The organism is Variovorax sp. OK605 (assembly GCF_900115445.1).
Classification (GTDB): Bacteria; Pseudomonadota; Gammaproteobacteria; order Burkholderiales; family Burkholderiaceae_C; genus Variovorax.
Genome location: NZ_FOWL01000006.1, coordinates 117,008 through 141,297, shown reverse-complemented (window position 1 = coordinate 141,297; position 24,290 = coordinate 117,008). Strand labels below are relative to the sequence as shown.

Below are 24,290 nucleotides of genomic sequence, written 5' to 3'. Positions count from 1 at the left end.
AAGGCCTTCCGAGCGAGGTCTACAATCGGCGCCCCCAGAAGAAGCGCCACCAGGAGCTACAGGCACATGTCCGATTCGACCCCCTCGACCCCCTCGACGTCCTCGACTCCCACGCCCGAAGACAAACGCGCCGAACTGCGCCGTGCCGCCCTCGAGTACCACGAGTTTCCCGTCCCCGGCAAGATCGCCATCGCGGCGACCAAGCAGATGGTCAACCAGCGCGACCTGTCGCTGGCCTACTCGCCCGGCGTGGCCGCGCCCTGCGAGGAAATCGTCAAGGACCCGGCCAACGCGTTCAAGTACACCTCGCGCGGCAACCTGGTCGGCGTGATCAGCAACGGCACCGCCGTGCTGGGCCTGGGCGACATCGGCCCGCTGGCCTCCAAGCCGGTGATGGAAGGCAAGGGCGTCCTGTTCAAGAAGTTCGCGGGCGTCGACGTGTTCGACATCGAGATCGACGAGAAGGACCCCGCCAAGCTGGTGGAAATCATCGCGTCGCTGGAGCCGACCTTCGGCGCCATCAACCTGGAAGACATCAAGGCACCGGACTGCTTCTACGTGGAGCGCGAGCTGCGCAAGCGCATGAAGATCCCGGTGTTCCACGACGACCAGCACGGCACGGCCATCACCGTGGCGGCGGCCATGGTCAACGGCCTGAAGGTGGCGGGCAAGAACATCGCCGAGGTCAAGCTCGTGACCTCGGGCGCGGGCGCCGCGGCCCTGGCCTGCCTGAACCTGCTGCTGAAGGTGGGCCTGAAGCGTGAAAACGTGTTCGTCACCGACCTGGCCGGCGTGGTCTACGAAGGCCGCGAAGAGCTGATGGACGACGACAAGCGCGCCTACATGCAGAAGACCGACATGCGCAAGCTGTCGGAAGTGATCGTCGGCGCCGACGTGTTCCTGGGCCTGTCCGCCGGCGGCGTGCTGAAGGCCGACATGGTCGCCAAGATGGCGGCCAAGCCGGTGATCTTCGCGCTGGCCAACCCGAACCCCGAGATCGCGCCCGAGGACGCCCACGCGGTGCGCGACGACGTGATCATGGCCACCGGCCGCACCGACTACCCGAACCAGGTCAACAACGTCCTGTGCTTCCCGTACATCTTCCGCGGCGCGCTCGACTCGGGCGCGACCACGATCACCGACGAGATGGAAATCGCGGCGGTGCACGCCATTGCCGACCTGGCGCAAGCCGAGCAGAGCGAGCGCGTGGCCGCAGCCTACGTCGGTGAAAAGCTGTCCTTCGGCCCCGAATACCTGATTCCGAAGCCCTTCGACCCGCGCCTGATGATGAAGATCGCGCCGGCCGTGGCCAAGGCGGCCGAGGAAAGCGGCGTGGCGCAGCGTCCGATCAAGGACATGGACGCCTACCGCGACAAGCTGCAGAGCTTCGTCTACGCCTCGGGCACCACGATGAAGCCGATCTTCGAGACGGCCCGCCGCGCCGCCAAGAAGCGCGTGGCGTACTGCGAGGGCGAGGAAGAGCGCGTGCTGCGCGCCGCGCAGATCGTGGTCGACGAAGGCCTGGCGCGCCCGACGCTGATCGGCCGCCCGGCCATCATCGCCCAGCGCATCGAGAAGTTCGGCCTGCGCCTGAAGGAAGAACTCGACTACGACATCGTCAACGTCGAGCAGGACCACCGCTACCGCGACTTCTGGCAGACCTACCACCGCATGACCGAGCGCAAGGGCATCACCGCCCAGGTCGCGAAGATCGAGATGCGCCGCCGCCTCACGCTGATCGGCGCGATGCTGCTGCACAAGGACGAGGTGGACGGCATGATCTGCGGCACCTGGGGCACCACGCTGATCCACCTGCACTACATCGACCAGGTGATCGGCAAGCGCCCCGGCGGCTGCGAAAGCACCCCGCAGGACGTGCCGGTGTACGCCTGCATGAACGGCCTGCTGCTGCCCGACCGGCAGGTGTTCCTGGTCGACACGCACGTCAACTACGACCCCTCGCCCGAGGAGCTGGCCGAGATCACGACGATGGCGGCCGAGGAAATGATGCGTTTCGGCCTGAAGCCGAAGGCCGCGCTGCTGTCGCACTCGAACTTCGGCACCAGCAACGAGCCCAGCGCCATCAAGATGCGCAAGACCCTCGAACTGCTGCGCATACAGGCGCCCTGGCTCGAGGTGGATGGCGAAATGCACGGCGACGTGGCGCTCGACAGCAAGCAGCGCGCGGTCGTCATGCCGCACAGCGCACTGGCCGGCGACGCCAACCTGTTGGTATTTCCGAACATCGACGCGGCCAACATTTCGTACAACCTGCTCAAGACGGCGGCAGGCGGCAACATCGCGATCGGCCCGGTTCTGCTCGGCGCGGCCAAACCTGTGCACATTCTCACGGCCAGTGCCACTGTTCGACGCATCGTCAACATGACAGCCTTGACAGTGGCTGACGCAAACGCCGAAAGATAGGCCCTTCGGCGAGAGTGGCCGCCAACTTAAAGCGCCACTCGAAGCCCCTGCGACTGCTCAAACTTTGGGCAGTCGCTTGCTATTTTCGCCAGCGTGGTGCACACTCGCGGGCTTGAATTTGCGGGTTAACCCCGAGGTTGATCGCCGATTCGGAACCCCCGCTCTTTTCTCTTGTGGTGCCCCATGGCGGCTTACGCCTCGATCACGTCCTCTGTCACAAAGTTTGCGCTCACCGGCCTGATGCTGGCGGCGTTGACGACCGGGGCCGAGGCCCGCGGATGGTTCGGCACCGGGAAAACGTCCAACGAAGGAACGATTGCACTGTCCGAATTGCCGGTTCAGGGCCAGCGAACCTATCGAGCCATTCTCGACGGTGGCCCCTTCCGGTACGACAAGGACGGCTCGGTTTTCGGCAATCGCGAACGTATCTTGCCGCCGGCCCGGCGTGGCCACTACCGCGAGTACACGGTGACGACACCGGGCTCGCGCAATCGTGGTGCACAACGGATCGTTTGCGGCGGTGAACAACGCACCACGCCCGAGGCCTGCTGGTACACGGCAGACCATTACGCGAGTTTCAGACGGATTGCGCCATGAGCGATGAAAACGACCTGAGCGGCGCCCCGAAGCGCCCCGAAGAAATGATGATGACTATGGAAAGACCAGCGGAGATGACTTTATCCCTTCGTGCCGTACGCCCGAACATCGTGCAATCGATCCGCGCGTTCCGCGTGAACGACCTGCAGGACGCTGCCAACGCAGCCGGCCAGCACTTCCTGTACGCCAACCTGGGCAACGCCCAGACCAAGCAGGACGTGCTCGACCTGATTGCGCAGCAGTTCACGTTCCCGTCCCATTTCGGGAAGAATTTCGACGCGCTGTACGACTGCATGACGGACCCGTTGCATAAATCGGGCCCGCAGCCTGGTTTCGTCATCGTCCTGGAACAGATTCCGGCCAACGCCAAGTTCGACAAGGAAGCGCGCGAGCAACTGCTCGACATCTTCCGCGACGCCTCGGACTACTGGGGCGACCGCAAGGTCCCGTTCCGGTGCTTCTATTCTTTTCTGTAGCCCGTTCTGCATCTACCAGCCAAGCAGAACGGGCGAACGAGGCTCAGCCGAAAGCTGAAACCCTCGACGGCATCGAAGTGAACAACACCAACGCAGCAGCAGCCACCGCCAGCACCGAGCCGGCAGGCGAAAAGATGCCGACCGACAAACTGGTCGACGTGTCGCCGCTGGCACTGCGCATGAGCAGCCCCTTCAACGCGGGTTACTGGCTCGCCGCTGCCTGAGCACCATCAGGCAACGCCCGTTGCGAGCGGTTCTTCGAACGAGTTCGCAACCCCCATGAAAAAAGCCCGTCTGTGACGGGCTTTTTTCATGGGGCGACGGATTGTGCCAACGCGACATATTCGTCGACGGGCACTTCCTCGGCCCGCCGCTGGGTGTCGAAATCGCCTGAAAAGCCGTGCTCCTGCAGCCACTTGCCCAGCGTGTGGCGCAGCAGCTTGCGCCGCTGGCTGAAGGCAACCTGCACGATTTCGCCCAGCCGCGCGGCATCGACGGCCGGCGGCGTGGCCAGCGGCACCATGCGAACCACGGCGCTGTCCACGCGCGGCGGCGGATCGAAGCTCTCGGGCGGCACGAACAACACGTTTTCCATGTCGTAGCGCCACTGCAGCATCACGCTCAGCCGGCTGTAGTCCGACGTGGCGGGCTTGGCCACCATGCGGTCGATCACCTCTTTCTGCAGCATGAAATGCTGGTCGGCCACGAGATGGGCGCAGCCCAGCAGGTGAAAGAGGATGGGCGTGGAGATGTTGTAGGGCAGGTTGCCGACCACGCGCAGCGGCTTGCCGGGGAAGCGTCCGGCCACCTCGGCGAAGTCGACCTTGAGCACGTCGGACTCGATGACATCGAGCTGCGGATGGTCGCGCAGGCGCTTGGCCAGGTCGCGGTCGAGCTCGATCACGGTGAGCCGGCCGAGCCGCTCGACCAGCGGCTGCGTGAGCGCAGCGAGCCCCGGGCCGATCTCGACCATGGCGTCGCCGGGCTGCGGGGCGATCTCCCGCACGATCGCATCGATGATCCCGCCATCGGACAGGAAATGCTGTCCGAACCGCTTCCGGGCGATATGTGCCATCAGGGAATCAGGACTGCGGTGGTTCGCGGTACTCGACGTACGCGCGGGCACGCACTTCCTGCACCCAGGTGCTGAAGGCTTCCTCGATGCGCTGTTCACGCAGCGCGGCACGCGCGGCTTCCCGCTGCTCGCCCTGGCTGAGCTTGGCATCGCGGCGGCCGACCACCTGGATCAGGTGCACGCCGAAGCGCGAGACCACCGGATCGCTGATCTGGCCCGGCGTAAGCCGGTCCATGGCCTCCTCGAACTCGGGCACGAACTGGCCGGGGCGCGACCAGCCGAGGTCGCCGCCGGCCTTGGCGCTCGCATCCTGCGAGTTGTCACGGGCCAGCCCGGCGAAATCGGCGGTGCCGGCCTGCACGCGGCGCTTGAATTCCGCCAGCTGGGCCACCGCCTGCGCGGTGGTGCGCTTGGGATCGTTCAGCAGCAGGATGTGGCGCACCTGCGTCTGCGTGACGGTGGCATCGCCCGAACCGATCTGTGCCTTGGCCAGCACCTTGAACACGTGGAAGCCGGCGCTGGAGCGCACCGGACCCGCGATGCCGTTGACGGCCGTCGATTGCGTCGCCTCGACGAACAGCGAGGGGTAGCGGTCGGCGCTGCGCATGCCGATGGCGCCGCCGTTGGCGCGGTCGGGCGAATCGGAGTTGTCCTGCACCAGCTTGGCGAAATCTTCGCCGGAACGGGCGCGCTGGGCCAGGCCCTGCGCCTTCTGCTGCGCGGTGGCGATCTGGGCGTCGGTGGCGTTCTCGGGCACGGCGACCAGGATCTGCGCCAGGTTGAGGTTTTCCAGCGCGACGTTCTTGACGGCCTGGTTGCGCTGGTCGCGCAGGTACTCGTCGGCCTCGGCATCGCTGATCTTGACCTTGGCCTCGACTTCGCGGTCACGCAGGCGCGTGAGCAGCAGCTGGTCGCGCAGGTCGTTGCGGAATTCCTTCAGCGAGATGCCTTCGGCGGCCACGCGGCGGCGCAATTCGACCAGGCTGATCTCGTTCTGCCGCGCCACGGTCTGCTCGGCCTGGTCGATCGCCACGTCGTCGACCTTGATGCCGCCTTCCTTGGCAAGCTGGAGCTGCGCACGCTCGGTGATCAGGCGATCGAGCACGAGCCGCGTGAGTTCATTGCGGGGCACGCGCTCGGCGTCGGGGTTTTCCTTCACCAGGCGCGCCACGCGGGTCAGCACCTCGGTGTTGGTGATCGGCTCGGAATTGACCAGGGCGACGATGAACTCGGCCGAGCGCTGCACAGGCGCCGCGGCAGGCGCGGCCGCAGGGGGGCGTGCCGCCGGCGGGCCGAGGCGCGGACCGGCGCGCATGATGTCCGTGATGCCGCTGCCAGAGCGGAAGCCCTGCGCACCCGCCGTTGCAGCCATTGCCGCAAGGCAACCGAGGGTGATGATGGAACGGATGTGTTTCATGGCTCTGGGCTCTGTCGATCGACTCAGTCGTAATTGGTGAAGCGGCTCGGCGCCTCGCCGGGTTGGCGCAGGGGTTCGTAGCGCTGGATGTTCTGCCGCAGGGCCTGCATCGGGCTCGAGCCGATGCTGGAGAACCCGACGAATTCGAGCTGGAACATGATGCGGGTGTTCGCCGTGACCTGGCCCGTGGTGATGCGCTGCAGCACCACGCGGCCGATCCAGCAGCAGCCGTCGTACTCGAAGCCCAGCACGCCGTCGGTGAGCTTCTTGTCCTGCAGACTGTAGTTCAGGCGGCCGACCGCATACCAGCGTCCGCCGCCCTGACCCTTGCCGGGACCGAGGTTCTTGCCCTTGTCGCCCCACAGGTCGTTGACGGGCCATTGCCAGCCCACGTCGATGGACTTGTTGCCGTCGGTCGCCGTCGGGGTCGTCGGCGCCTGGTAGCGGAAGGCCGCGCTCAGGTTGTGGTACGGCTCGGGGTTGTAGCGCGCGCTGATGGCCGAGCGCTCCGAGCGGCGGGTGTCGGGGTTGTACTGCACGACCGTGTCCAGGCTCCACTTGGGCGTCCAGTTGATCTGGGCGCCCACCAGCAGGTCGCTGGCGCGGTCGGTGACCGGCGTGCCGCCGGGCAGCGTGACCTTCTGGTCGCTGAAGCGCAGACGCTGCGCGATGCCGAAGCGCGCCGCCTCGACGCCGGTGGCCGGATCGATCAGGCGCGAGGTCACGCCGAGCGTGAGCGCATTGGTGTCCGACACGCGGTCGCCGCCCGAGAACGCGTTCTCGGTGTAGATGGTCGCGAAGCTGAAGTCGTTGGCCGCCGAATCGTAGTTCGGCAGCATGCTCTGGTTGCGGTACGGCGTGTAGACGTAGTACGCGCGCGGCTCCAGCGTCTGGCGGAAGGCACGGCCGAAGTAGCTGGCGTCGCGCTCGAAGATCAGGCCGCTGTCCAGGCTGAAGGTCGGCACCGTCCGGTTGCTGGAGGTCGGGAAGAAATACAGCGAATTCGGGTTGTAGGGAATGCCGCCGACGTACTGCACGCCGTTGATCGTCAGCTTCGGAATGTCCGCCTGCGGCACGTAGTAGTTGTACGAGGCCGCGTTCAGCATCAGCTTGGGAATGACGAACGTGCTTGGTGTGATGAACGGGCGGCTGATCGAGGCAACCGCCGATGCGCGATCGCCGTCGGGCTGCGACTGTTGATTGATGTCGAAACCTGGCTGGCCGCTCAGGATCGTGTTGACCCGGAAACGCGTGTAGTCCAGGTTCAGCGACACGTCGAAACCGTGCCAGTCGTACTTGCTGTAGTTGGCCGTGATCTGCGGCATCCGGTCGTACGCGGGAACGATCGGCGACAGGTTGTACTGCAGGTTCTGGTACTTCAGCGCACGGATGCTGCCGCTCCAGTCACCCTTGACCCAGCTGAGCGACGCATCATTGCCCAACTGGCGCTGCGTGAGCGACGGCGTGCGCGTGAAGTCACGCCAGTAATCGTTGTCGCTCACCCGGTTGATGGTGATGTTGGCCGCCAGCGAATCCAGGCCCAGCGCCTTGGCGTCGAAATCCTGGTGGTGGGTGAGCCAGAGGCCCCAGCGCTTGCTGCTTCCAGGCGCACTGGTCAGATCCTTGGCCTGGATCTCGCCATTCGCCAACTGCTGCAGCTGGCTCGTGCGCAGTTCGTTGTAGCGCTGGCCCACGAGCCGGTCGCCGCCCATCAGGTCGAAGCGGACGGTTCCGTTGTATTCCTTCTCGAGGTAACGGAACTCGTTGCTGAAGTTGACGCCGCGCTTGCTCATGACCGTGGGCGTGATCGTGGCGTCGCGGTTGGGCGCGATGTTCCAGTAGTACGGCTGCGCGATCTCGATACCGTTGACGTTGTCGATGCCGATGGTGGGCGGCAGCAGGCCGCTCTTGCGCTCGTTCGACAGCGGGAAGCTCACGCTCGGGAACGGCGGCGTGGTGATGCCCATGAAGCTCAGGCGCGCATTCTTCGCGACGCCTTCGTCTTCTTCGGTGTCGGTGGTCAGCGTGGCGGCGGTGAGCATCCAGGCCGGCATCCAGCCAGGAAAGTCTTCGCGGCGGCAGGTGGTGTAGGTGGCTTCGCGCGCCACCGACACGTTGGCGTCGACGAAGTCGATGCGCTTGGCCTCGCCGTGCGCTTCGTTCACGAGGAACTGGTAGCGCACGTTGTTGAAGAAGCCCTCGAAGGTCTCGAGCTTGAGCTGCAGCTCGGGGCCTTCGTAGATGTTGCCGCCCTGGTTGACCCGCACGTTGCCCGTGGCCTTGGCCCGGTCGTCGGGCTGGTAGTACTCGAGGCGATCGGCGGTGATGGACACCGGGCCGCGCCTCAGCGTGGCGTTGCCTTCGACCACGGTCTCGAGGTCGGGCCGCCCGGAGATGCGGTCACCGGTGACCAGGCTGGGCATCTGGCCGCGCTCGGCGGGCGTCAGCGTTTCGGTCAGCAGCGGCGTGCGCTTCAGCGTGAGCGGGCCTTCAAGGTTGCCGGCCGGCTGGGCGGACACGCCATGCACATGCATCAGGGCCAGAGACAGCAGGGCGAGCGGCAGCGGCGGGCTGGAGCGCCGCGGGGCGGCACGTCGGACGCGTCGGCTCATCAGGCGTCCCGCCCGGGCGTTCCGAGGGAAGCCGGCGACTCCCCGCGGGAAAGCTGCAGCGAGCGCACAAGGTGCCAAGCGTGAGGGCGTTGGGTCGTAGGCATCGGTTCGGAACGAAGGATCGTCGGGGGGGACGGCGCGGCAGGCCGGCGGGTTGCAGGGGCCGGCAGCAACCCGGCCCGGCCGGAAGCCGGCCGCGAGGGGATGCCGCGCCAGGCGGATTTGTAGAATCGATTATCCATGACAGCACCCCTGCCCCCCGCCTCTTTGGCCCCGAGCCCCGCCGAGACCATTCTCTGGACCGATCCGCAACGCGCCGACGCGTTCCGGGCCTGGCTGGCCGGCCTCGCGCCTGCCCAGGGCCTGCTGCCCGACACTGTGCGCCTCGCCTCGGCCGACGCGAGCTTCCGCCGCTATTTCCGCGTCGACACCACCGACCCCGCGGCCCCCACGCGCATCGTGATGGACGCGCCGCCCGACAAGGAAAACAGCGACCCCTTCGTGCAGGTGGCCCAGCTGATGACCGGCGCCGGCGTGCTGGCCCCCACAGTGCTCGACTGGGACCGCGCCAACGGCTTCCTGCTGCTCGACGACCTCGGCCGCCAGACCATGCTGGACATGATCGACCCGGCGCGGCCCGACGCGAGCCGCCCGCTCTACGACCAGGCCATCGGCGCGCTGATCAAGTGGCAGCTGGCGTCCAGGCCCGGCGTGCTGCCGCCCTATGACCGCGCGCTGCTCGAGCGCGAGCTGTCGCTGTTCCCCGAGTGGTACATCGGCCGCCACCGCGGCGTCGCCGTCGAAGGCAAGCTGAAGGAGCGGCTGGACCGCAGCTTCAAGCTGATCGTCGACAGCAACCTGGCGTCGCCCAGCGTCTACGTGCACCGCGACTTCATGCCGCGCAACCTGATGGTCGGCAACGGCCAAACTCTCGACGGGCACGGCGGGCACGGCGGGCTCGGCGGGCTCGGTGGACTCGGCGTGCTCGACTTCCAGGACGCCGTCTACGGTCCCATCAGCTACGACATCGCCAGCCTGATGCGCGACGCCTTCCTGAGCTGGGACGAGGAGTTCGTGCTCGACATCACCATCCGCTACTGGACCGCGGCGCGCAAGGCCGGCCTGCCGGTCGACGAGGATTTCGGCGCGTTCTACCGCGCGGTCGAGTGGATGGGCCTGCAGCGGCACCTGAAGGTGGCCGGCATCTTCGCGCGGCTGACGCTGCGCGACGGCAAGCCCAAGTACCTGGCCGACACGCCGCGCTTCATCGCCTACATCCGCGCCACCGCCGGCCGGTACATGGAACTGACGCCGCTGGTGCGCGTGATCGACGAGATCGAAGGCACGTCGGCGCTCACGGGCTTTGCCTACGGCCGGGTCTGAACCAAAAATACCTCTGAAAAAGCGCTCTTGCGCACGTCACACGTGCGCATGTCGCTACTGAATTAATAGCATGCCCCGTTTTCACTGCTCCGTGCCGCTGACCGCCGGCGCCAGCCTGGCGTTGCCGCCCGGCGCCGCGCGCCACGTCCAGGTGCTGCGCATGCAGCCCGGCGACGCGCTCACGCTGTTCGACGGCGCGGGCGGCGAGTACGCGGCCACGGTCGAGCGCATGGGCCGCAGCGACGTCGCCGTGACCGTCGGCGTGCACCTGCCCGTGGAGCGCGAGGCACCCCGCGCCGTGCACCTCGCGGTCGGCATGCCGGCCAACGAGCGCATGGACTGGCTGGTCGAGAAGGCCACCGAGCTCGGCGTGGCGAGCATCCAGCCGCTGGCCACCGCGCACGGCGTGCTGCGCCTGTCGGGCGAACGCGCCGAGAAGAAACGCGCGCACTGGGAAGCCATTGCCGTCGCCGCCTGCGAGCAGTGCGGGCGCAACCGCGTGCCGGTGATCCACCCGGTGCAGCCGTTCGCCGCTTGGGTCGAGGCGCAGGCCGAGGCCGGCGCGGTGCGCCTCATCCTGAGCCTGGCCGAGGGCACGCGCGGCATCGCCAGCGTGCAGGCGGCGGACAACGCGGGCGCCCTGGTGCTGAGCGGCCCCGAAGGCGGCCTGAGCGCCACCGAGGAGCAGCAGGCCATCGCCCGCGGCTTCGCGCCCGTCACCCTCGGCGCGCGCGTGCTGCGCGCCGAAACCGCGGCACTGGCTGCGCTGGTGTCGCTCGCCGGCCTCTGATTTCGGCCGGATCGGCCAAATCGGGTCAAATCGGGTCAAATCGCTCGGCCAATGGCCGAACTGGGACCGAAAAGGCGGTGTTTTCCGCGACGCGCGCGCGTACAGCATGAGAAACAATCGTTACTTCTTTAAGACAAAAGAAGGACTTTTGCCCCATGTCCCGCTTGCCAGGCGCCCGGCGCCTTGCCCACACGACCTCCGTCGCCCTCGTTCTTGCCGCGCTGTGCACGGCACAGGGCGCGCTGGCGCAAAGCCCGCCCGTCGCGCCCACGCCCACCCAGGTCAGCCCCGAGGTCGACAGGGCCTACGCGCAGCTGATGGCTTCGCCCGCCATCCAGAAGCTGCTGGACGCGGTCAAGGCCGACCATGAGCGTTCGGTCGACGACCTGAAGACGCTCACGGAGATCGAGGCGCCGCCCTTCAAGGAGCACAGGCGCGCCGAGGCCTTCCTCGCCCGCATGAAGGCACTGGGCCTGAGCCACGCGAAGATCGACGCCGAGGGCAACGTGGTCGGCCTGCGCAAGGGCACCGGCGGCGGCCCCCTGCTGGTGGTTTCGGCGCATCTGGACACGGTGTTCCCCGCCGGCACCGACGTGAAGGTCAAGGAGCGCGACGGCAGGCTCTACGCGCCGGGCATCGCCGACGACACGCGCGGGCTTTCCGTGCTGCTGTCGTGGCTCAAGGTGCTCAACGACAACAAGGTGCAGACCGTGGGCGACCTGCTGTTCGTGGGCAACGTCGGCGAGGAAGAGCTCGGCAACCTGCGCGGCATGAAGGCCATCTTCAACGAGCACCTCGACATCGACGGCATGGTCGGCCTGGAGCCCTCGCCGGCTGGTTCGGTGCTGGTGCTCGGCACCGCGAGCCACCGCTATGAGGTCACGTTCCAGGGCCCGGGCGGCCACAGCTTCGGCGCCTTCGGCCTGGTGCCCAGCGCGATCCACGGCATGGGCCGCGCCATTGCGAAGATCGCCGACGTGCGCACGCCGAGCTTCCCCAAGACCACCTTCACCGTGGGCACGGTCGGCGGCGGCACCTCGGTGAACACCATCGCGCCGGACGCGCGCATGGCCATCGACATCCGCTCGGACGACATGGCTTCGCTGCTCGAGGCCGAGAAGAAGATCCTGGCCGCCATCGACGAAGCCGTGACCGAGGAAAACAAGCGCTGGGGCGTGACCTCGCTGAGCGCCAGCACCAAGCTCATCGGCGACCGGCCCGGCGGGCGCACGCCGGCCGACTCGGTGATCGTGGAGGCCGCCACGCGCGCCAACGCGGCTTTCGGCCACCGGACGCTGCTGCGCGGCGGCAGCACCGACGCCAACGTGCCGATCTCGCTGGGCATCCCGGCCATCATCGTCGGCGGCGGGGGCAAGGCCTCGGGAGCCCATTCGCTCGCCGAGTCCATCGACGTGACAGACGGCTGGAAAGGCGCGCAGAATTCGCTGGTGACGGTGCTCGGTCTGGTGGGGGTGCAAGGGGTCAGCCCCGCACTCCTGCCCAAACGCACAGCGCGTACCAAGTAATTTGTCACGTTGCCAGTCCGAAAGTGGCTGTGCAACTTTCCCCTTAAGGTCCGCGGCATTTAACAATGCTGTCGGTTCTGTCACACACCAAGGAAACGGCCATGGGATTGCTCGATTCGGTACTCGGTCAAGTGCTGGGAGGCGCTGCACAACAGCAGCAGCCGCAAGGCGGAGGGCTCGGGGGGCTGGGCGATCTCGGCGGCCTGGCCGGCGCGCTGGGCGGCCTGCTGGCGAACAACGGTGGACAAGGCGGCCTGGGAGGGCTGGTCACCAAGTTCGAGCAAGCAGGCATGGGCGATGTCATCGGCTCGTGGATCGGCAAGGGAGAAAACCAGCCGGTCTCGGGCGACCAGTTGCAGAACGCGCTGGGCGGCGACACCATCGCCGCGATCGCCGCCAAGCTCGGCATCAACGCGCAAACGCTGCTGCCGATGCTCGCCACCATGCTGCCGGCGCTGATCGATCACCTCACGCCGCACGGCCAGGTGCCAGAGCAGGGCGTCGGCAACCACGACGACCTGCTGGGCTCGCTCAGCAGCTTGCTGCAAGGCAAGCAGCCCTGAACGGCTGCAGCCTCTTTCGAGAATTCGGGCGCCCGCGAGGGCGCTTTTTTTGCCCGTCGTTTTGCACCGCGCCCGGTCCGCCGCGCCGCCCGACGCATTGGCCGACAATGCCGCTCGCATCAATTCGAGGGAGAGCGTGGCATGGCGGTGGGTCGCAAATCGAAGGCGGAGGAAGGTCTGGCGGCGCAGCCCGACGGCACCGTCCGCTGGTCCAAGGGCATGCGCGAGGCGCTCGCGCGGTTCAACGACCGGGCCTGCGGCCATTGCGGCGGCCTGCTGTCCGCCGAGCGCAACCTGGCCGACAGCCTGGACTTCTATCGCCGCCACCGCGCCAGCTTCTACCCGCCACGCGCGGCGCGGCTGCGCATGCTCGAGATGCACGGCGCCGCGGCGGCCGAGCTGTTCTTCGAGCCGTCCCCGCACAAGGAGGCCGTGACCGACCTGCTGGCCATGCACGACGAGGCCGTGGTGCGCTTCTTCGTGACGCAGGTCAAGCAGATCGATTGCAAGAACGCGCTGGCCAAGCAGGCCGCGCGCTGGCCGATGTTCGTGCTGCGCGAGTTGCTCTCGGCCAACCCCGCGCGCCACCAGGCCGGCGCCGCGCTCGTGCTCGAGCTGCTGGCCGCCAACCCCGAATGGCAGGCGCCGCTCGAAGCCGCCTGCGACGACGCCCAGCGCAAGACCCTCGCGCGGCTGCAGGAAGACGGCTCCGACGGCGTGACCGACGCGGCGCCCGAGGCCTGGCCCGCGCTGCTGCGGCGTCCGCCGTGGAAGAACCGGCAGGCGCTGCCGGTGGTGCCCACGCTGGCCCTGCAGCCGCTGCAGCAGACCGCGGTGCTGCACTGGAACGACCTGCCGCCGCCGCAATACGTGCAGGCCACGCAGGGCGCGGCCGAGTCGGCCGACTGGCTGGCGCAGGAGGTGCGCGTCGCGCGGGAGCGCTCCGACGACTGGATACGCGAATTCGCGCGCAAGCAGCCCGCGGCGCCGGCGGCGGTGCAACACGGCGACGCCGTACGCAAGGCCTTGTGGATGCTCGGCATGCACGCCGAATGCATCGAGGCGGTGGCGGCCGGGCGCGCCATCACGCCCGACGACTTCGGCAAACCACCCGCCGAAGCCTGGACCGTCTCCGAATACCTCTGGCAACTGCCCGTGGCGCTGGCCGTCGGCGTGCTCACGCACGGCCCGGCCATGCCGCTGTACGTGGGCGACGCCACGCGCATCCGCCCGATGCTGCGGCACTTCGGCGTGGCCCTGCTGCCGGCGTTGCCGCGCTACCTCCGGCAGGGGTCGCGCGCGATGTTCGAGCTGACCTCGGTCGTCGAGTGGGACCAGCTCGCCGACTGGATCGCCAAGGGCTTCCACACCAACCGCTGGGTGCGCGGCGAGGCCGGCGACTGGCTGGCCCGCTACCCGGACGCCGCCGCGCGCGGACTCATTCCCGCCGCCCTGGGCGAACCCGGTGCCGCGCACGAAGCCGCCCAGGCCGCGCTGCGCTGGCTGCATGAAGAAGGCCATGCCGACGCGGTGCGCAGCCAGGCCCTGGCCTACGGCACGGAAGCCGCGCAGGCCGTGGAGCAGCTGCTGGCCATCGCGCCCGAAGACCTGCTGCCCGACGTGCTGCCCGTGCTGCCCAAGGCGTTGCCGCTCGCGGCGCTGCCTCGGCTGGTGCTGAACGACGGCGAAGGCAAGGGCCACGCGCTGCCGCAAGCCTGCGTGCCCGACGTGCTGATGGCGATGATGCTCGGCCGCGCCGACGCGCCCTACCCGGGCCTGCCCGCGTTGCTGGAGACGCTCGCGCCCGATTCGCTCGCCCGCTTCGGCCGGGCCCTGCTGGCCTGGTGGATCGGCAACGGCCGCCCGAGCAAGGAACGCTGGATGTTCACGCTGCAGGGCCGCCTGGGCGACGACGAAACCGCGCGCCAGCTCTACGGCCTGCTGCGCCAGTGGCGCGCCGCGCTCGACCGCGTGCGCGCCTACGACGCGATGGCGATGCTCGGCGACATCGGCAGCGACGCCGCCCTGATGCACCTGGCCGAACTCGCGCGCCAGACCCGCTACGACGACCTGCGCACCCGCGCCGACCGCATGCTCGGCGAGGTGGCCGAGCAGCGCGGCCTGAGCCTCGACCAGCTGGCCGACCGCACCGTGCCCGACCTGGGCCTGGACGCGCGCGCCCGGCTCACGCTCGACTTCGGCCCGCGCAGCTTCGAGGTGCGCATGGACGACCACTTCCAGCCCGTGGTGCACGACGCCAGGGGCAAGCCCCTGAAGACGCTGCCCAAGCCCGGCGCCAACGACGAGCCCGGCAAGGCCGCCACCGCAACCGCCCAACTGCGGGACCTGCGCAAGCTGGCCAAGACCGTCACCACCACGCAGCTCAAGCGGCTCGAAGCGGCCATGTGCGCGCAACGGCGCTGGGGCGCCGGCGAGTTCGTGCCCTTCTTCGCCAACCATCCGGTGCTGCGGGTGTTCAGCCGGCCGCTGGTGTGGGGCGTGTTCGATGCGTCCAACCGGCTCGAAGCCAGCTTCCGCCTCAGCGCCGAAGGCGAGCTGACCGACCTGCACGACGACCCGGTGAAGCTGCCCGGCACCGCGCGCATCGGCCTGCCGCACCCGCTGGAACTCGCGGCGCTCGACCCGTCGCTGGCCGCCGCCTGGGGCGCGGTGCTGGCCGACTACGAAATCATGCAGCCCTTCGAGCAGCTGACGCGCCAGACCTTCGCGCTCGACGAGGCGCTGCGCACGCGCCGCGACCTGCCGCAGTGGGCCGGCCGCCAGGTGTCGAACGCCGGGCTCATGGGCCTGGAAGCGCGCGGCTGGCTGCGCGAGGTGGGCGAGGGCGGCATGGTCGACAGCTTCAACAAGGCGCTGCCCGGCGGGCGGCGCCTGTGCGTGCAGCTGGAGGAAGGCTGGTTCGTTCAGGACATCCCCGACGGCAAGACGCTGCAGACCGTGCGCGCGGTGGCGCTGGACGGCACCGACAAGGCCGGCGGCACGCTGGGCGACATCGCGCCCATCGCCTTCAGCGAGATCGAGCGCGACCTGCAGCGCGTGATCCGGGACGCCGCATGAACCGCAACCTCTGGCTGCTCGCCATCTGCCAGGGCCTGTTCCTCACGAACAACGTCACCTTCATCGCCATCAACGGGCTGGTGGGGCTGGGCATTGCGCCGCACGGCTGGATGGCCACGCTGCCGGTGATGGGCTACGTGGTGGGCGGCGCGCTCACCACCGGCCTGGTGGCGCGCACGCAGCAACGCTTCGGGCGGCGCGGCTCGTTCCAGATCGGGCTGGCGGTGGCGCTGGCCTCGGCGCTGCTGTGCTGCTACGCGGCCGTCACCAGGAACTTCTGGCTGCTGTGCTTCGCCACGGTGGTCGCGGGCTACTACAACGCCAACGCCGGGCTCTACCGCTTCGCCGCGGCCGAGCTGGCGGCGCCAGCGTGGCGCGAAAAGGCGGTGTCGGTGGTGATGGCCGGCGGGCTGATCGGCGCGGTGGCCGGGCCCAACCTCGCGTCGGCCACGCGGCAAGCCTTTGCCGTGCCGTTCGCGGGCGCCTACGTGGCGCTGGCCGCGGTGGCGCTGCTGTCGATGGCCGTGATGCGCTTCATCGAATTCCCGGCTGCCGCCATGCGCAAGGAAGCCGCGGGCGGACGGCCGCTGGGCGAGATCATGCGCCAGCCGGTGTTCATCGTGGCGGCCGCCGCGGGCGCGCTCAGCTACGGCGTGATGAACCTGCTGATGGCCGCCACGCCGATCGCCATGCAGATCTGCAGCCTGCCGTTCTCCGACGCCGCGCTGGTGCTCGAATGGCACGTGATCGGCATGTTCGCGCCGGGCTTCTTCACCGGCCACCTGATCCGCCGCTTCGGCGCGCTGCCGGTGATGGGCGTGGGGCTGGTGCTCAACCTCGGGTGCATCGCCGTGGCGCTGTCGGGCGTGGAGCTGCACCACTTCATCGTGGCGCTGTGCCTGCTGGGCGTGGGCTGGAATTTCCTGTTCACCGGCAGCACCACGCTGTCGCTCACGGCGTACACCGCCGAGGAACGCGACCGCGCGCAGGGCGCGCTCAACTTCTGCGTGTTCGCGACGCTGGCCGTGACCTCGTTCGCGTCGGGCGTGCTGGTGACCACGCAGGGCTGGCGGCTGCTGAACTTCGGCTCGCTGGTGCCGGTGGTGCTGACGGGCGCGGCGCTGCTGTGGCTGGCGCGCAAGCGCGCCATCTAGATCGGGGAGGCCGCCGGGAATCGCCGATCGAGCCAGCCCCGCAGGGCGGCGAAGACCGGCTCGGTGTCGAGCTCGTTGAAGATCTCGTGGTACAGGGTGTCGAAGCGGTGCGCTTCGACCCTCCCGCCGGGCGCGGCGGCCTCGGCAAAAGCACGGCTGGCGGCCGGCACCACGAGGCGGTCGTCGCCCGCGTAGAGCAGCAGGGTCGGCACGGGCCAGGTTGCGGCGCGCTGCAGCACCGTGGCGCCCTCGCTCGCCAGGAAGCGCGCGAGGCGGCTGCCGATGCGGTCGTGCGTGAGCGGATCGTCGCGGTAGGCCTGCACCACGGCCGGATCGTGCGAAAGGTAGTTGTCGTCCAGCCCGTTGCCCACGCGCAAGTTGGGCGCGATGCGCGGCAGCACCGCGAGCAGCGCCTTCTGCAAGCCGCTCAGGCCCGGGTCGAGTCCCGGCGACGACAGCACCAGCCCGTCGACCGGCCGCACGCCGCGCGCCACCAGGCTCGCCGCGACCAGCCCGCCGAGGCTGTGGCCGAGCAACACCAGCGGCAGCCCGGGGTTCAGGCGGCGCGCATCGTCGACGGCCAGCGCGAGGTCGTCCACCAGCCGCAGTTCGCTCGGCAGGCCGCCGCGCGCGCCGCTCGATTCGCCGTGGCCGTGGTGGTCGTGCGCCCACACGGCAAAGCCCCACTCGTGCAGGCATTCGGCCACCGCGTGATAGCGGCCCGCGTGCTCGCCGAGCCCGTGCACCACCACGATGACGGCCCTTGCCGCGCCGGGCGCCGGCAGGCGGCGCAGCGCCAGCGTCTCGCCGTCCGGGGTGGACAGCGACACGCGCTGCGGCAAGGGCAGAGGCTGGGGCTCGCTCAAGCCGCGACAGGCTCCGACGCAGCGGCGCGGTGCGCCACCGGCAGGGCGGCGATCACCTCGGCCACGGCCGCTGTCAGCTTCTTGGCGTAGGGCACATGCAGGAACTCGTTCGGGCCGTGCGCGTTGCTCTTCGGGCCGAGCACGCCGCAGACCATCATCTGGGCCTTGGGGAAGCCGGCGCTGAGCATGTTCATGAGCGGAATGGTGCCGCCCTGGCCGATGTAGCCGCACGACGCGCCGAAGTGCGCCTGCGAAGCCTTGTTGAGCGCGTTCTCGAACCACGGCGTGATGGTCGGCGCGTTCCAGCCGGTGGCGCCGCCGCTGCTCTCGAAGGTCACGCGGGCCTGGTAGGGCGCGTTGTCTTCGAGCAGGGCCTTGAGCTTCTGCACCGTCTCGGCCGCATCGACCAGCGGGGGCAGGCGCAGCGACAGCTTGAACGCGGTGTAGGGGCGCAGCACGTTGCCCGCGTCCTTCAGCGCCGGGAAGCCTTCGGCGCCGGTCACCGACAGCGTGGGCTTCCAGGTGCGGTTGAGCAGCGCTTCCACCGGGTCGGTGGTGGTGGGCAGCGCGAACATGGTCGAGCCGCCGCAGTCGTAGTGCGCCCACGGAAAGCGCTTGTAGACCTCTTCGCCGAGGATCGCGGCGGTGGCCTTGGCCTGCGCCAGCCGGTCGGCCGGCACTTCGCAGTGGAAGCTCGCGGGCAGCAGGCGCCCGGTGGCGCTGTCTTCGAGGCGGTCGAGCACCTGGCGCATGATCCGGAAGCTCGAGGGCACCAGGCCCGAGGCGTCGCCCGAGTGGATGCCTTCGGTCAGCACTTCCACCTTCAGCGTGCCGCTGGCCATGCCGCGCAGCGAGGTGGTGAGCCACAGCTGGTCGTAGTTGCCGGCGCCGGAATCCAGGCAGATCACCAGCTCGACGTTGCCCAGGCGCGGACGCAACGCGTCGACGTAGGGCAGCAGGTCGTAGGAGCCACTTTCCTCGCAGGTCTCGATCAGGCCGACGATGCGCGGGTGCGCCGCGCCCTGAGCCTTGAGCGCCTGCAGCGCGGCGATGCTGGCGTACACCGCATAGCCGTCGTCGGCGCCGCCGCGGCCGTAGAGCAGGCCGTTCTCGTACTTGGGCGTCCAGGGGCCGAGGTCGTTGCGCCAGCCGGTGAACTCGGGCTGCTTGTCGAGGTGGCCGTACATCAGCACGGTCTCGCCCATGTCGGTGCCGGTGGCCGGCACTTCGAAGAACAGCACCGGCGTGCGGCCTTCGAGGCGCACGATTTCCAGCTTCAGGCCTTCGACCTTCTGCGCCTCGACCCAGGCCGCGGCGTTGCGCAGCACGGTCTCCAGGTAACCGTTGGCCGACCAGTCCTTGTCGAAGCCGGGCGACTTGGCGGGAATGGCGATGTAGTCGGTGAGTTGCTTGACGATGTCGCCGTCCCATCGGGCGGTGACGTCAGACAGGGCGCGCGCGGCGTCGAGCGTGCCGGCGGGCATTTCGCGGTGCAGGGGGGCGTTCATCGGGGGGTTCTCCGCGGGTGGACGAAAAAAAACGCATTTTGCGCCTTGAGGCGACCGCGCGTAGAGTGCGGGCGATCTCAACCCGGAGGGTCATGTGAGCAAGGCAGACATCAAGGTGGGCATTGGCGGCTGGACCTACGAACCCTGGCGCGACAACTTCTATCCCAAGGGGCTCGCGCACGCGAAGGAGCTGAACTACGCGAGCCGCAAGGTCAGCTCCATCGAGATCAACGGCACCTACTACAGCACCTTCAAGCCCGAGACGTTCAGGAAGTGGCACGACGACACGCCGGCCGACTTCATGTTCTCGCTCAAGGCCTCGCGCTTCTCGACCAACCGCAAGCTGCTGGCGGGCGCGGGCGAGTCGATCCAGCGCTTCATCGACAGCGGCGTGGCCGAGCTCGGCGACAAGCTCGGGCCGATCGTGTGGCAGTTCATGCCGACCAAGCAGTTCGATGCGGAAGACTTCGAGGCTTTTCTTTCGCTGCTGCCCGGGAAGGAAGGCAGCCGCGTGCTGCGGCACGTGATGGACGTGCGGCACGAGAGCTTCATCACGCCGGCCTACCAGGCGCTGGCGAAGAAGCACAAGGTGTCGACGGTGTTCACCGACGCCGACAAGTTTCCGTCGTTCGAGGAGCCCGAGGGCGACGTCGCCTATGCGCGGCTCATGATGGCCGACGCCAAGCTCAAGACGGGCTACGGCCCGAAGGCGCTGGACACGTGGGCCGAGCGGGCGCAGGGCTGGACCACGTCACCCACGAAGAAAACCGGGAAGCGCGACGTGTTCGTCTACTTCATCAACGGCGCCAAAGAAAAAGCACCGGCCGCGGCCGGTGCCTTGCTGGAGCGCCTGGGGTGGACCCCGCCGACTGCTTAAGTCCTAAGCAGCGGCGAGCGGCCTGGACTCAAGCCGCCTGGAGCGACGGCTTGGTGCCGTGGCTGATCTCGCCGGAAAGCTGGCCGCCTTCCTCGATCACGATCTTGCCGTAGCGGATCTTGCCGGTGACCTTGCCGGTCGAGTGGATCACGAGCTTCTCGCGCACCGTGAGGCTGCCGTCGAACACGCCGCGAATCTCGGCGATGTCGATCTCCGCGGAGCCCTTGAACTCGCCCTGTTCGGCGATCTGCATCAGGCGCGAGTCCATCGTGGCCTCGACCAGGCCTTCGACCACGAGCGTGTCGCAGTCGGTGATCTCGACGCCCTTGAGCTTGATGTTCGGGCCGACGGTGAGCTTGCTGCCGCCTTCCTTGACGGCGGGTGCAGCAGCGGCTGCGGGGTTCAGGCCGCCCTGCTGTGCGGTCAGCGACGATGGATTCACGGGGGTACCCGAGAGATTGGTGCCTGCGCCGACCAGCGGCGCGGGGCGGGAATTCAACGAATCGGTGTCTCGATCACGCTTGCCGAAGAAGGGGGACTGTGTAGCCAATGGGGAGCTCCTCAAGAAAGGGACTATCGTAAGAACGCGCTCACTGCATGCGGCACTTCATTGCGCAAGAAGCGTAACCGAATAAGTCGTGCGGACACATGACAATGGCGCTTCATGACCCGTTCGAACACCGAAGTTTCCAGTGGCGCGCCCACCATGCCCGCCATGCGCGCCATCTCGTCCGCCACCGACTCGCGCTTCGACAAGCCCGCGCACGGTTGGCGCCGCACGCTGTTCACGGTGATCTTCGAGGCCGACACGCGCGCGGGGCTGGTGTTCGACCTGGCGCTGATCGCGGTGATCGTCACCAGCGTGCTGGTGGTGATCCTGGACAGCGTGCAGTCGATCCGCGAACAGTGGCGCCCGCTGTTCAACGCGCTCGAATGGGTGTTCACCATTCTGTTCACGCTGGAGTACATCGCGCGGCTGTGCTGCGTGAACAAGCCGCTTCGCTATGCGCTGAGCTTCTACGGCGTGATCGACCTGCTCGCGCTGCTGCCGACGTTCCTGGTGGCGCTCGCGCCGGAGATGGCCTACCTGATCGACGTGCGCATCCTGCGGCTGCTGCGCGTGTTCCGCATCTTCAAGCTGTCGCGCTACTCGGTGGAGTACCGCGCGCTGGTCTCGGCCGTGGCGTCGAGCCGGCGCAAGATCATCGTGTTCGTCGGCTTCGTGATGCTGGTGGTGCTGGTGATGGGCACGCTGATGTACGTGGTCGAAGGGCCGCAGCACGGTTTCACCAGCATTCCGGTGGCCATCTACTGGGCCATCTCGACGATGGCCACGGTGGGCTTCGGCGACCTCGTGCCCAAGACCGACCTGGGCCGCGCGATCGCCTCGGTGATGATGCTGCTGGGCTGGGGCGTGCTCGCGGTGCCCACGGGCATCGTGACCGCCGAGATGGCGCGGCGCGGGCCCGACGACGACGAGACGGTGGTGGCAGCGGTGCCGCCGCGCGGCATTCTCGGGCTGACGCCGCCTCGGCCCGAGGTGCCCGCGGTGCCTGCAGTGCCCGCGAAACGCATCACTCCCGCGGCCAGACGGCGCGCCCTTGCGCAGCATCGCCGAGGCGCACGATGAAGGCGTCGGCATCGGGCTCGGGCAGCGAGAAGGCGAAGGCCACGTCGTCGCCGTGCTGCACGCTGTCGAGCGTCGCGCCCGCCGCGGCAAGTTCACGCCGCACCAGGCCTTCGAGCGCATAGGGCACCGAACAGCGCAGGCTGCGCTGGCGCACCAGCGGCACGAGCGTGGCGCCGAGCAACGCTTGCGCCACCGCATCGGTGTAGGCCCGCACCAGGCCGCCCGCGCCGAGCTTCACGCCGCCGAAGTAGCGCACCACCGTTGCGAGCGCGCCTTCGACCTGCTGGTGGCGCAGCACTTCGAGCATCGGCCGGCCGGCCGTGCCGCCGGGCTCGCCGTCGTCGTTGGCGGCCGACTGGCCACCGGCCATCAGGGCCCAGCAGACGTGCGCCGCGGCGGGATGCTCGGCGCGCAGCGACGCCACGACGGCCACTGCGGCCGCGCGGTCGGGCACGGATTGCACGCAGCCGATGAAGCGGCTCTTCTTGATGAGCAGCTCGCTGTGGACCGGCTCGGCGAGCGTGAAGCTCATCGCCTGTTCAGCGAGCGGCTCAGCCGCCGCCGCGCTCGAACTTGAACACCGCCGTGCCGGCGCGCGCGTTGGGCAGCCAGCGCACGCCGCGCCCGTCCTGCAGGCCGAAGGCGTCGAGCACGCGCAGGTTGTTCTTGCCGGCCAGCACCTCGAAGTCCTTGAAGGTGCCCACGCGGATGTTCGGCGTGTCGTACCACTGGTAGGGCAGGCGGCGCGTCACGGGCATGCGCCCGCGCGCAATGCTCAGCCGGTTGGGCCAGTGCGCGAAGTTGGGGAAGGCGACGATGCCGATGCGGCCCACGCGCGCGGTCTCCCGCAGCATCACCTCGGCATTGCGCAGGTGCTGCAGCGTGTCGATCTGCAGCACCACGTCGAACGAGGCGTCGTCGAACATCGCGAGGCCTTCGTCGAGGTTGAGCTGGATCACGTCGACGCCGCGGCGGATGCACTGCAGCACGTTGCCGTCGGCAATCTCCACGCCGTAGCCGGTGCAGCCGCGCTCGCGCTGCAGCAGGTCGAGCAGGGCGCCGTCGCCGCAGCCGAGGTCGAGCACGCGCGCGCCCTGCGGCACGAGTTCGGCGATCAGCCGCTGGTGGTCGAGGTCGCTCATTGCTGGAACTCCTTGGCGACGCGATCGAAATAGGAACGCACCACGCCCATGTAGCGCACGTCGTCGAGCAGGAAGGCGTCGTGGCCGTGCGGCGCGTCGATCTCCGCGTAGCTCACGTTGCGGCGGTTGTCGAGCAGCGCCTTCACCAGCTCGCGGCTGCGCGCGGGCGAGAAGCGCCAGTCGGTCTTGAAGCTCACGAGCAGGAACTTGGCGCTGGCCTGCGCGAAGGCGGTGCTGAGCTTGCCGCCATGGCTGCGCGCGGGGTCGAAGTAGTCGAGCGCGCGCGTGATCAGCAGGTAGGTGTTGGCGTCGAAGTACTCGCTGAACTTGTCGCCCTGGTAGCGCAGGTAGCTCTCGATCTGGAACTCCACGTCCTGCGTGGAATAGCGGTAGTCGAGCGCCGCGGCCTCACCTTCGACGGCGCTGCGCAGGATGCGGCCGAACTTGGTGTTCATCACGTCGTCGCTCAGGTAGGTGATGTGGCCGATCATTCGCGCGATGCGCAGGCCGCGCTTGGGGATCGCGCCGTGTTCGTAGAAGTGGCCGCCGTGGAAGTCGGGGTCGGTCACGATGGCGCGGCGCGCCACCTCGTTGAAGGCGATGTTCTCGGCCGTGAGGTTGGGCGCGCTGGCCACTACCACGGCGTGGCGCACGCGCTGCGGGTACTGCAGCGTCCAAGACAGCGCCTGCATGCCGCCGAGGCTGCCGCCCATGACGGCCGCGAGCGTCTCGATGCCCAGCGCGTTCAGCAGCTCGGCCTGGGCGTCGACCCAGTCTTCGACGGTCACCACCGGGAAGTCGGCGCCGTAGACGCGGCCGGTGGCGGGGTTCACGTGCATCGGGCCGGTCGAGCCGAAGCAGGAGCCGAGGTTGTTCACGCCGATCACGAAGAAGCGGTCGGTGTCCACCGGCTTGCCCGGCCCCACCATGTTGTCCCACCAGCCCTCGGAGCGGGCCTGGCCCTCGTAGACGCCCGCGACGTGGTGCGAGGCGTTGAGCGCATGGCACACCAGCACCGCATTGCTGCGCTCGGCGTTCAGGGTGCCGTAGGTTTCGTAGGCGAGCGTGTAGTCGCTGATCGATGCGCCGCTGCGCAAGGCCAGGGGGCCCGCGAACTGCATCGACTGCGAGGTGACGACCAAAGGTGGTGACGACGACATGAATGAAAAAAC

Annotated in this window: 21 protein-coding genes; 12 read left to right on the top strand and 9 right to left on the bottom strand. The window is 68.5% G+C overall.

Annotation, left to right across the window (positions count from 1 at the left end; all coding sequences use genetic code 11):
• The first annotated feature begins 66 nt into the window (after window positions 1-66).
• From BM013_RS17255 to BM013_RS41790, 4 genes are all read left to right on the top strand, one after another.
• A complete protein-coding gene (locus tag BM013_RS17255; protein WP_093128861.1) occupies window positions 67-2,424 on the top strand; it encodes an NADP-dependent malic enzyme in 2,358 nt (785 codons plus the stop codon).
• A gap of 183 nt (window positions 2,425-2,607) precedes the next feature.
• Window positions 2,608-3,021, top strand: coding sequence for a guanyl-specific ribonuclease (locus tag BM013_RS17250; protein WP_093128860.1), 414 nt, complete (start codon window positions 2,608-2,610; stop codon window positions 3,019-3,021).
• 50 nt (window positions 3,022-3,071) lie between these two features.
• Window positions 3,072-3,497, top strand: coding sequence for a barstar family protein (locus BM013_RS17245; protein ID WP_093129139.1), 426 nt, complete (start codon window positions 3,072-3,074; stop codon window positions 3,495-3,497).
• 77 nt (window positions 3,498-3,574) lie between these two features.
• A complete protein-coding gene (locus BM013_RS41790) occupies window positions 3,575-3,721 on the top strand; it encodes a hypothetical protein (RefSeq protein ID WP_177206518.1) in 147 nt (48 codons plus the stop codon).
• A gap of 86 nt (window positions 3,722-3,807) precedes the next feature.
• On the opposite strand, the gene rsmA is transcribed toward BM013_RS41790, so the two are convergent.
• The 3 genes from rsmA to BM013_RS17230 are packed head-to-tail and all read right to left on the bottom strand — an operon-like array spanning window position 3,808 to window position 8,601.
• Window positions 3,808-4,572, bottom strand: coding sequence for a 16S rRNA (adenine(1518)-N(6)/adenine(1519)-N(6))-dimethyltransferase RsmA (gene rsmA, locus BM013_RS17240; protein ID WP_093128859.1), 765 nt, complete (start codon window positions 4,570-4,572; stop codon window positions 3,808-3,810).
• 7 nt (window positions 4,573-4,579) lie between these two features.
• Window positions 4,580-5,989 carry a peptidylprolyl isomerase gene (locus BM013_RS17235; RefSeq protein ID WP_093128858.1) on the bottom strand — a complete coding sequence of 470 codons (1,410 nt, stop codon included), beginning with the start codon at window positions 5,987-5,989 and terminating at the stop codon, window positions 4,580-4,582.
• A 23-nt stretch (window positions 5,990-6,012) separates the two neighbouring features.
• Window positions 6,013-8,601, bottom strand: coding sequence for an LPS-assembly protein LptD (locus BM013_RS17230; RefSeq protein ID WP_093128857.1), 2,589 nt, complete (start codon window positions 8,599-8,601; stop codon window positions 6,013-6,015).
• 240 nt (window positions 8,602-8,841) lie between these two features.
• Between BM013_RS17230 and BM013_RS17225 the strand changes: the two genes are divergently transcribed.
• From BM013_RS17225 to BM013_RS17200, 6 genes are all read left to right on the top strand, one after another.
• Window positions 8,842-9,984, top strand: a complete 1,143-nt coding sequence (locus BM013_RS17225) for an aminoglycoside phosphotransferase family protein (protein ID WP_093128856.1) — start codon at window positions 8,842-8,844, stop codon at window positions 9,982-9,984.
• A 70-nt stretch (window positions 9,985-10,054) separates the two neighbouring features.
• Window positions 10,055-10,774, top strand: a complete 720-nt coding sequence (locus tag BM013_RS17220) for a 16S rRNA (uracil(1498)-N(3))-methyltransferase (protein ID WP_093128855.1) — start codon at window positions 10,055-10,057, stop codon at window positions 10,772-10,774.
• 155 nt (window positions 10,775-10,929) lie between these two features.
• Window positions 10,930-12,300, top strand: a complete 1,371-nt coding sequence (locus tag BM013_RS17215; RefSeq protein ID WP_093128854.1) for a M20/M25/M40 family metallo-hydrolase — start codon at window positions 10,930-10,932, stop codon at window positions 12,298-12,300.
• 101 nt (window positions 12,301-12,401) lie between these two features.
• Window positions 12,402-12,863 (top strand): YidB family protein, encoded by a 462-nt coding sequence (locus BM013_RS17210; RefSeq protein WP_218152702.1) that lies wholly within the window; start codon window positions 12,402-12,404, stop codon window positions 12,861-12,863.
• A gap of 141 nt (window positions 12,864-13,004) precedes the next feature.
• Window positions 13,005-15,941 carry a DUF4132 domain-containing protein gene (locus BM013_RS17205; protein ID WP_093128852.1) on the top strand — a complete coding sequence of 979 codons (2,937 nt, stop codon included), beginning with the start codon at window positions 13,005-13,007 and terminating at the stop codon, window positions 15,939-15,941.
• Window positions 15,938-17,095: an MFS transporter gene (locus BM013_RS17200; RefSeq protein ID WP_093128851.1), complete on the top strand. Its 1,158-nt coding sequence runs from the start codon at window positions 15,938-15,940 to the stop codon at window positions 17,093-17,095. Before BM013_RS17205 ends, BM013_RS17200 begins: the two co-directional genes overlap by 4 nt.
• Here BM013_RS17200 and BM013_RS17195 read toward each other — a convergent pair.
• The gene (locus tag BM013_RS17195; RefSeq protein ID WP_093128850.1) at window positions 17,092-17,961 is read right to left on the bottom strand and encodes an alpha/beta hydrolase; all 870 of its coding nucleotides are present in this window, start codon (window positions 17,959-17,961) and stop codon (window positions 17,092-17,094) included. The two genes, BM013_RS17200 and BM013_RS17195, sit on opposite strands and share 4 nt — an antisense overlap.
• Window positions 17,958-19,469 (bottom strand): M20 family metallopeptidase, encoded by a 1,512-nt coding sequence (locus BM013_RS17190; RefSeq protein WP_093128849.1) that lies wholly within the window; start codon window positions 19,467-19,469, stop codon window positions 17,958-17,960. The genes BM013_RS17195 and BM013_RS17190 overlap by 4 nt, the downstream gene beginning before the upstream one ends.
• Window positions 19,470-19,563: 94 nt before the next feature.
• Between BM013_RS17190 and BM013_RS17185 the strand changes: the two genes are divergently transcribed.
• Window positions 19,564-20,346, top strand: a complete 783-nt coding sequence (locus BM013_RS17185; protein WP_093128848.1) for a DUF72 domain-containing protein — start codon at window positions 19,564-19,566, stop codon at window positions 20,344-20,346.
• A 28-nt stretch (window positions 20,347-20,374) separates the two neighbouring features.
• On the opposite strand, the gene BM013_RS17180 is transcribed toward BM013_RS17185, so the two are convergent.
• Window positions 20,375-20,896 (bottom strand): bactofilin family protein, encoded by a 522-nt coding sequence (locus BM013_RS17180; protein WP_093128847.1) that lies wholly within the window; start codon window positions 20,894-20,896, stop codon window positions 20,375-20,377.
• Window positions 20,897-21,010: 114 nt separating this feature from the next.
• Here BM013_RS17180 and BM013_RS17175 point away from each other — a divergent pair, with 114 nt between their 5' ends.
• Window positions 21,011-21,976 carry an ion transporter gene (locus BM013_RS17175; protein ID WP_093128846.1) on the top strand — a complete coding sequence of 322 codons (966 nt, stop codon included), beginning with the start codon at window positions 21,011-21,013 and terminating at the stop codon, window positions 21,974-21,976.
• Here the strand turns inward: BM013_RS17175 and BM013_RS17170 are convergent.
• From BM013_RS17170 to BM013_RS17160, 3 genes are read right to left on the bottom strand one after another with little or no spacing between them, the layout of a single operon-like run.
• Window positions 21,921-22,508, bottom strand: coding sequence for an IMPACT family protein (locus BM013_RS17170; protein WP_093128845.1), 588 nt, complete (start codon window positions 22,506-22,508; stop codon window positions 21,921-21,923). The two genes, BM013_RS17175 and BM013_RS17170, sit on opposite strands and share 56 nt — an antisense overlap.
• Before the next feature lie 19 nt (window positions 22,509-22,527).
• Complete coding sequence (metW, locus tag BM013_RS17165; RefSeq protein WP_093128844.1) at window positions 22,528-23,118, bottom strand: methionine biosynthesis protein MetW; 591 nt, start codon at window positions 23,116-23,118, stop codon at window positions 22,528-22,530.
• Window positions 23,115-24,278 carry a homoserine O-succinyltransferase MetX gene (locus BM013_RS17160; RefSeq protein WP_093128843.1) on the bottom strand — a complete coding sequence of 388 codons (1,164 nt, stop codon included), beginning with the start codon at window positions 24,276-24,278 and terminating at the stop codon, window positions 23,115-23,117. Before BM013_RS17160 ends, metW begins: the two co-directional genes overlap by 4 nt.
• Between the last annotated feature and the right edge of the window lie 12 nt (window positions 24,279-24,290).

What these genes read in the sequence shown, in the direction of transcription:
- BM013_RS17255 (WP_093128861.1), top strand. Translation starts at nt 67, where the DNA reads ATGTCCGATTCGACCCCCTCGACCCCCTCGACGTCCTCGACTCCCACG.
- BM013_RS17250 (WP_093128860.1), top strand. Translation starts at nt 2,608, where the DNA reads ATGGCGGCTTACGCCTCGATCACGTCCTCTGTCACAAAGTTTGCGCTC.
- BM013_RS17245 (WP_093129139.1), top strand. Translation starts at nt 3,072, where the DNA reads ATGACTATGGAAAGACCAGCGGAGATGACTTTATCCCTTCGTGCCGTA.
- rsmA (WP_093128859.1), bottom strand. Translation starts at nt 4,572, where the DNA reads ATGGCACATATCGCCCGGAAGCGGTTCGGACAGCATTTCCTGTCCGAT.
- BM013_RS17235 (WP_093128858.1), bottom strand. Translation starts at nt 5,989, where the DNA reads ATGAAACACATCCGTTCCATCATCACCCTCGGTTGCCTTGCGGCAATG.
- BM013_RS17230 (WP_093128857.1), bottom strand. Translation starts at nt 8,601, where the DNA reads ATGAGCCGACGCGTCCGACGTGCCGCCCCGCGGCGCTCCAGCCCGCCG.
- BM013_RS17225 (WP_093128856.1), top strand. Translation starts at nt 8,842, where the DNA reads ATGACAGCACCCCTGCCCCCCGCCTCTTTGGCCCCGAGCCCCGCCGAG.
- BM013_RS17220 (WP_093128855.1), top strand. Translation starts at nt 10,055, where the DNA reads ATGCCCCGTTTTCACTGCTCCGTGCCGCTGACCGCCGGCGCCAGCCTG.
- BM013_RS17215 (WP_093128854.1), top strand. Translation starts at nt 10,930, where the DNA reads ATGTCCCGCTTGCCAGGCGCCCGGCGCCTTGCCCACACGACCTCCGTC.
- BM013_RS17210 (WP_218152702.1), top strand. Translation starts at nt 12,402, where the DNA reads ATGGGATTGCTCGATTCGGTACTCGGTCAAGTGCTGGGAGGCGCTGCA.
- BM013_RS17205 (WP_093128852.1), top strand. Translation starts at nt 13,005, where the DNA reads ATGGCGGTGGGTCGCAAATCGAAGGCGGAGGAAGGTCTGGCGGCGCAG.
- BM013_RS17200 (WP_093128851.1), top strand. Translation starts at nt 15,938, where the DNA reads ATGAACCGCAACCTCTGGCTGCTCGCCATCTGCCAGGGCCTGTTCCTC.
- BM013_RS17190 (WP_093128849.1), bottom strand. Translation starts at nt 19,469, where the DNA reads ATGAACGCCCCCCTGCACCGCGAAATGCCCGCCGGCACGCTCGACGCC.
- BM013_RS17175 (WP_093128846.1), top strand. Translation starts at nt 21,011, where the DNA reads ATGACCCGTTCGAACACCGAAGTTTCCAGTGGCGCGCCCACCATGCCC.
- BM013_RS17170 (WP_093128845.1), bottom strand. Translation starts at nt 22,508, where the DNA reads ATGAGCTTCACGCTCGCCGAGCCGGTCCACAGCGAGCTGCTCATCAAG.
- metW (WP_093128844.1), bottom strand. Translation starts at nt 23,118, where the DNA reads ATGAGCGACCTCGACCACCAGCGGCTGATCGCCGAACTCGTGCCGCAG.
- BM013_RS17160 (WP_093128843.1), bottom strand. Translation starts at nt 24,278, where the DNA reads ATGTCGTCGTCACCACCTTTGGTCGTCACCTCGCAGTCGATGCAGTTC.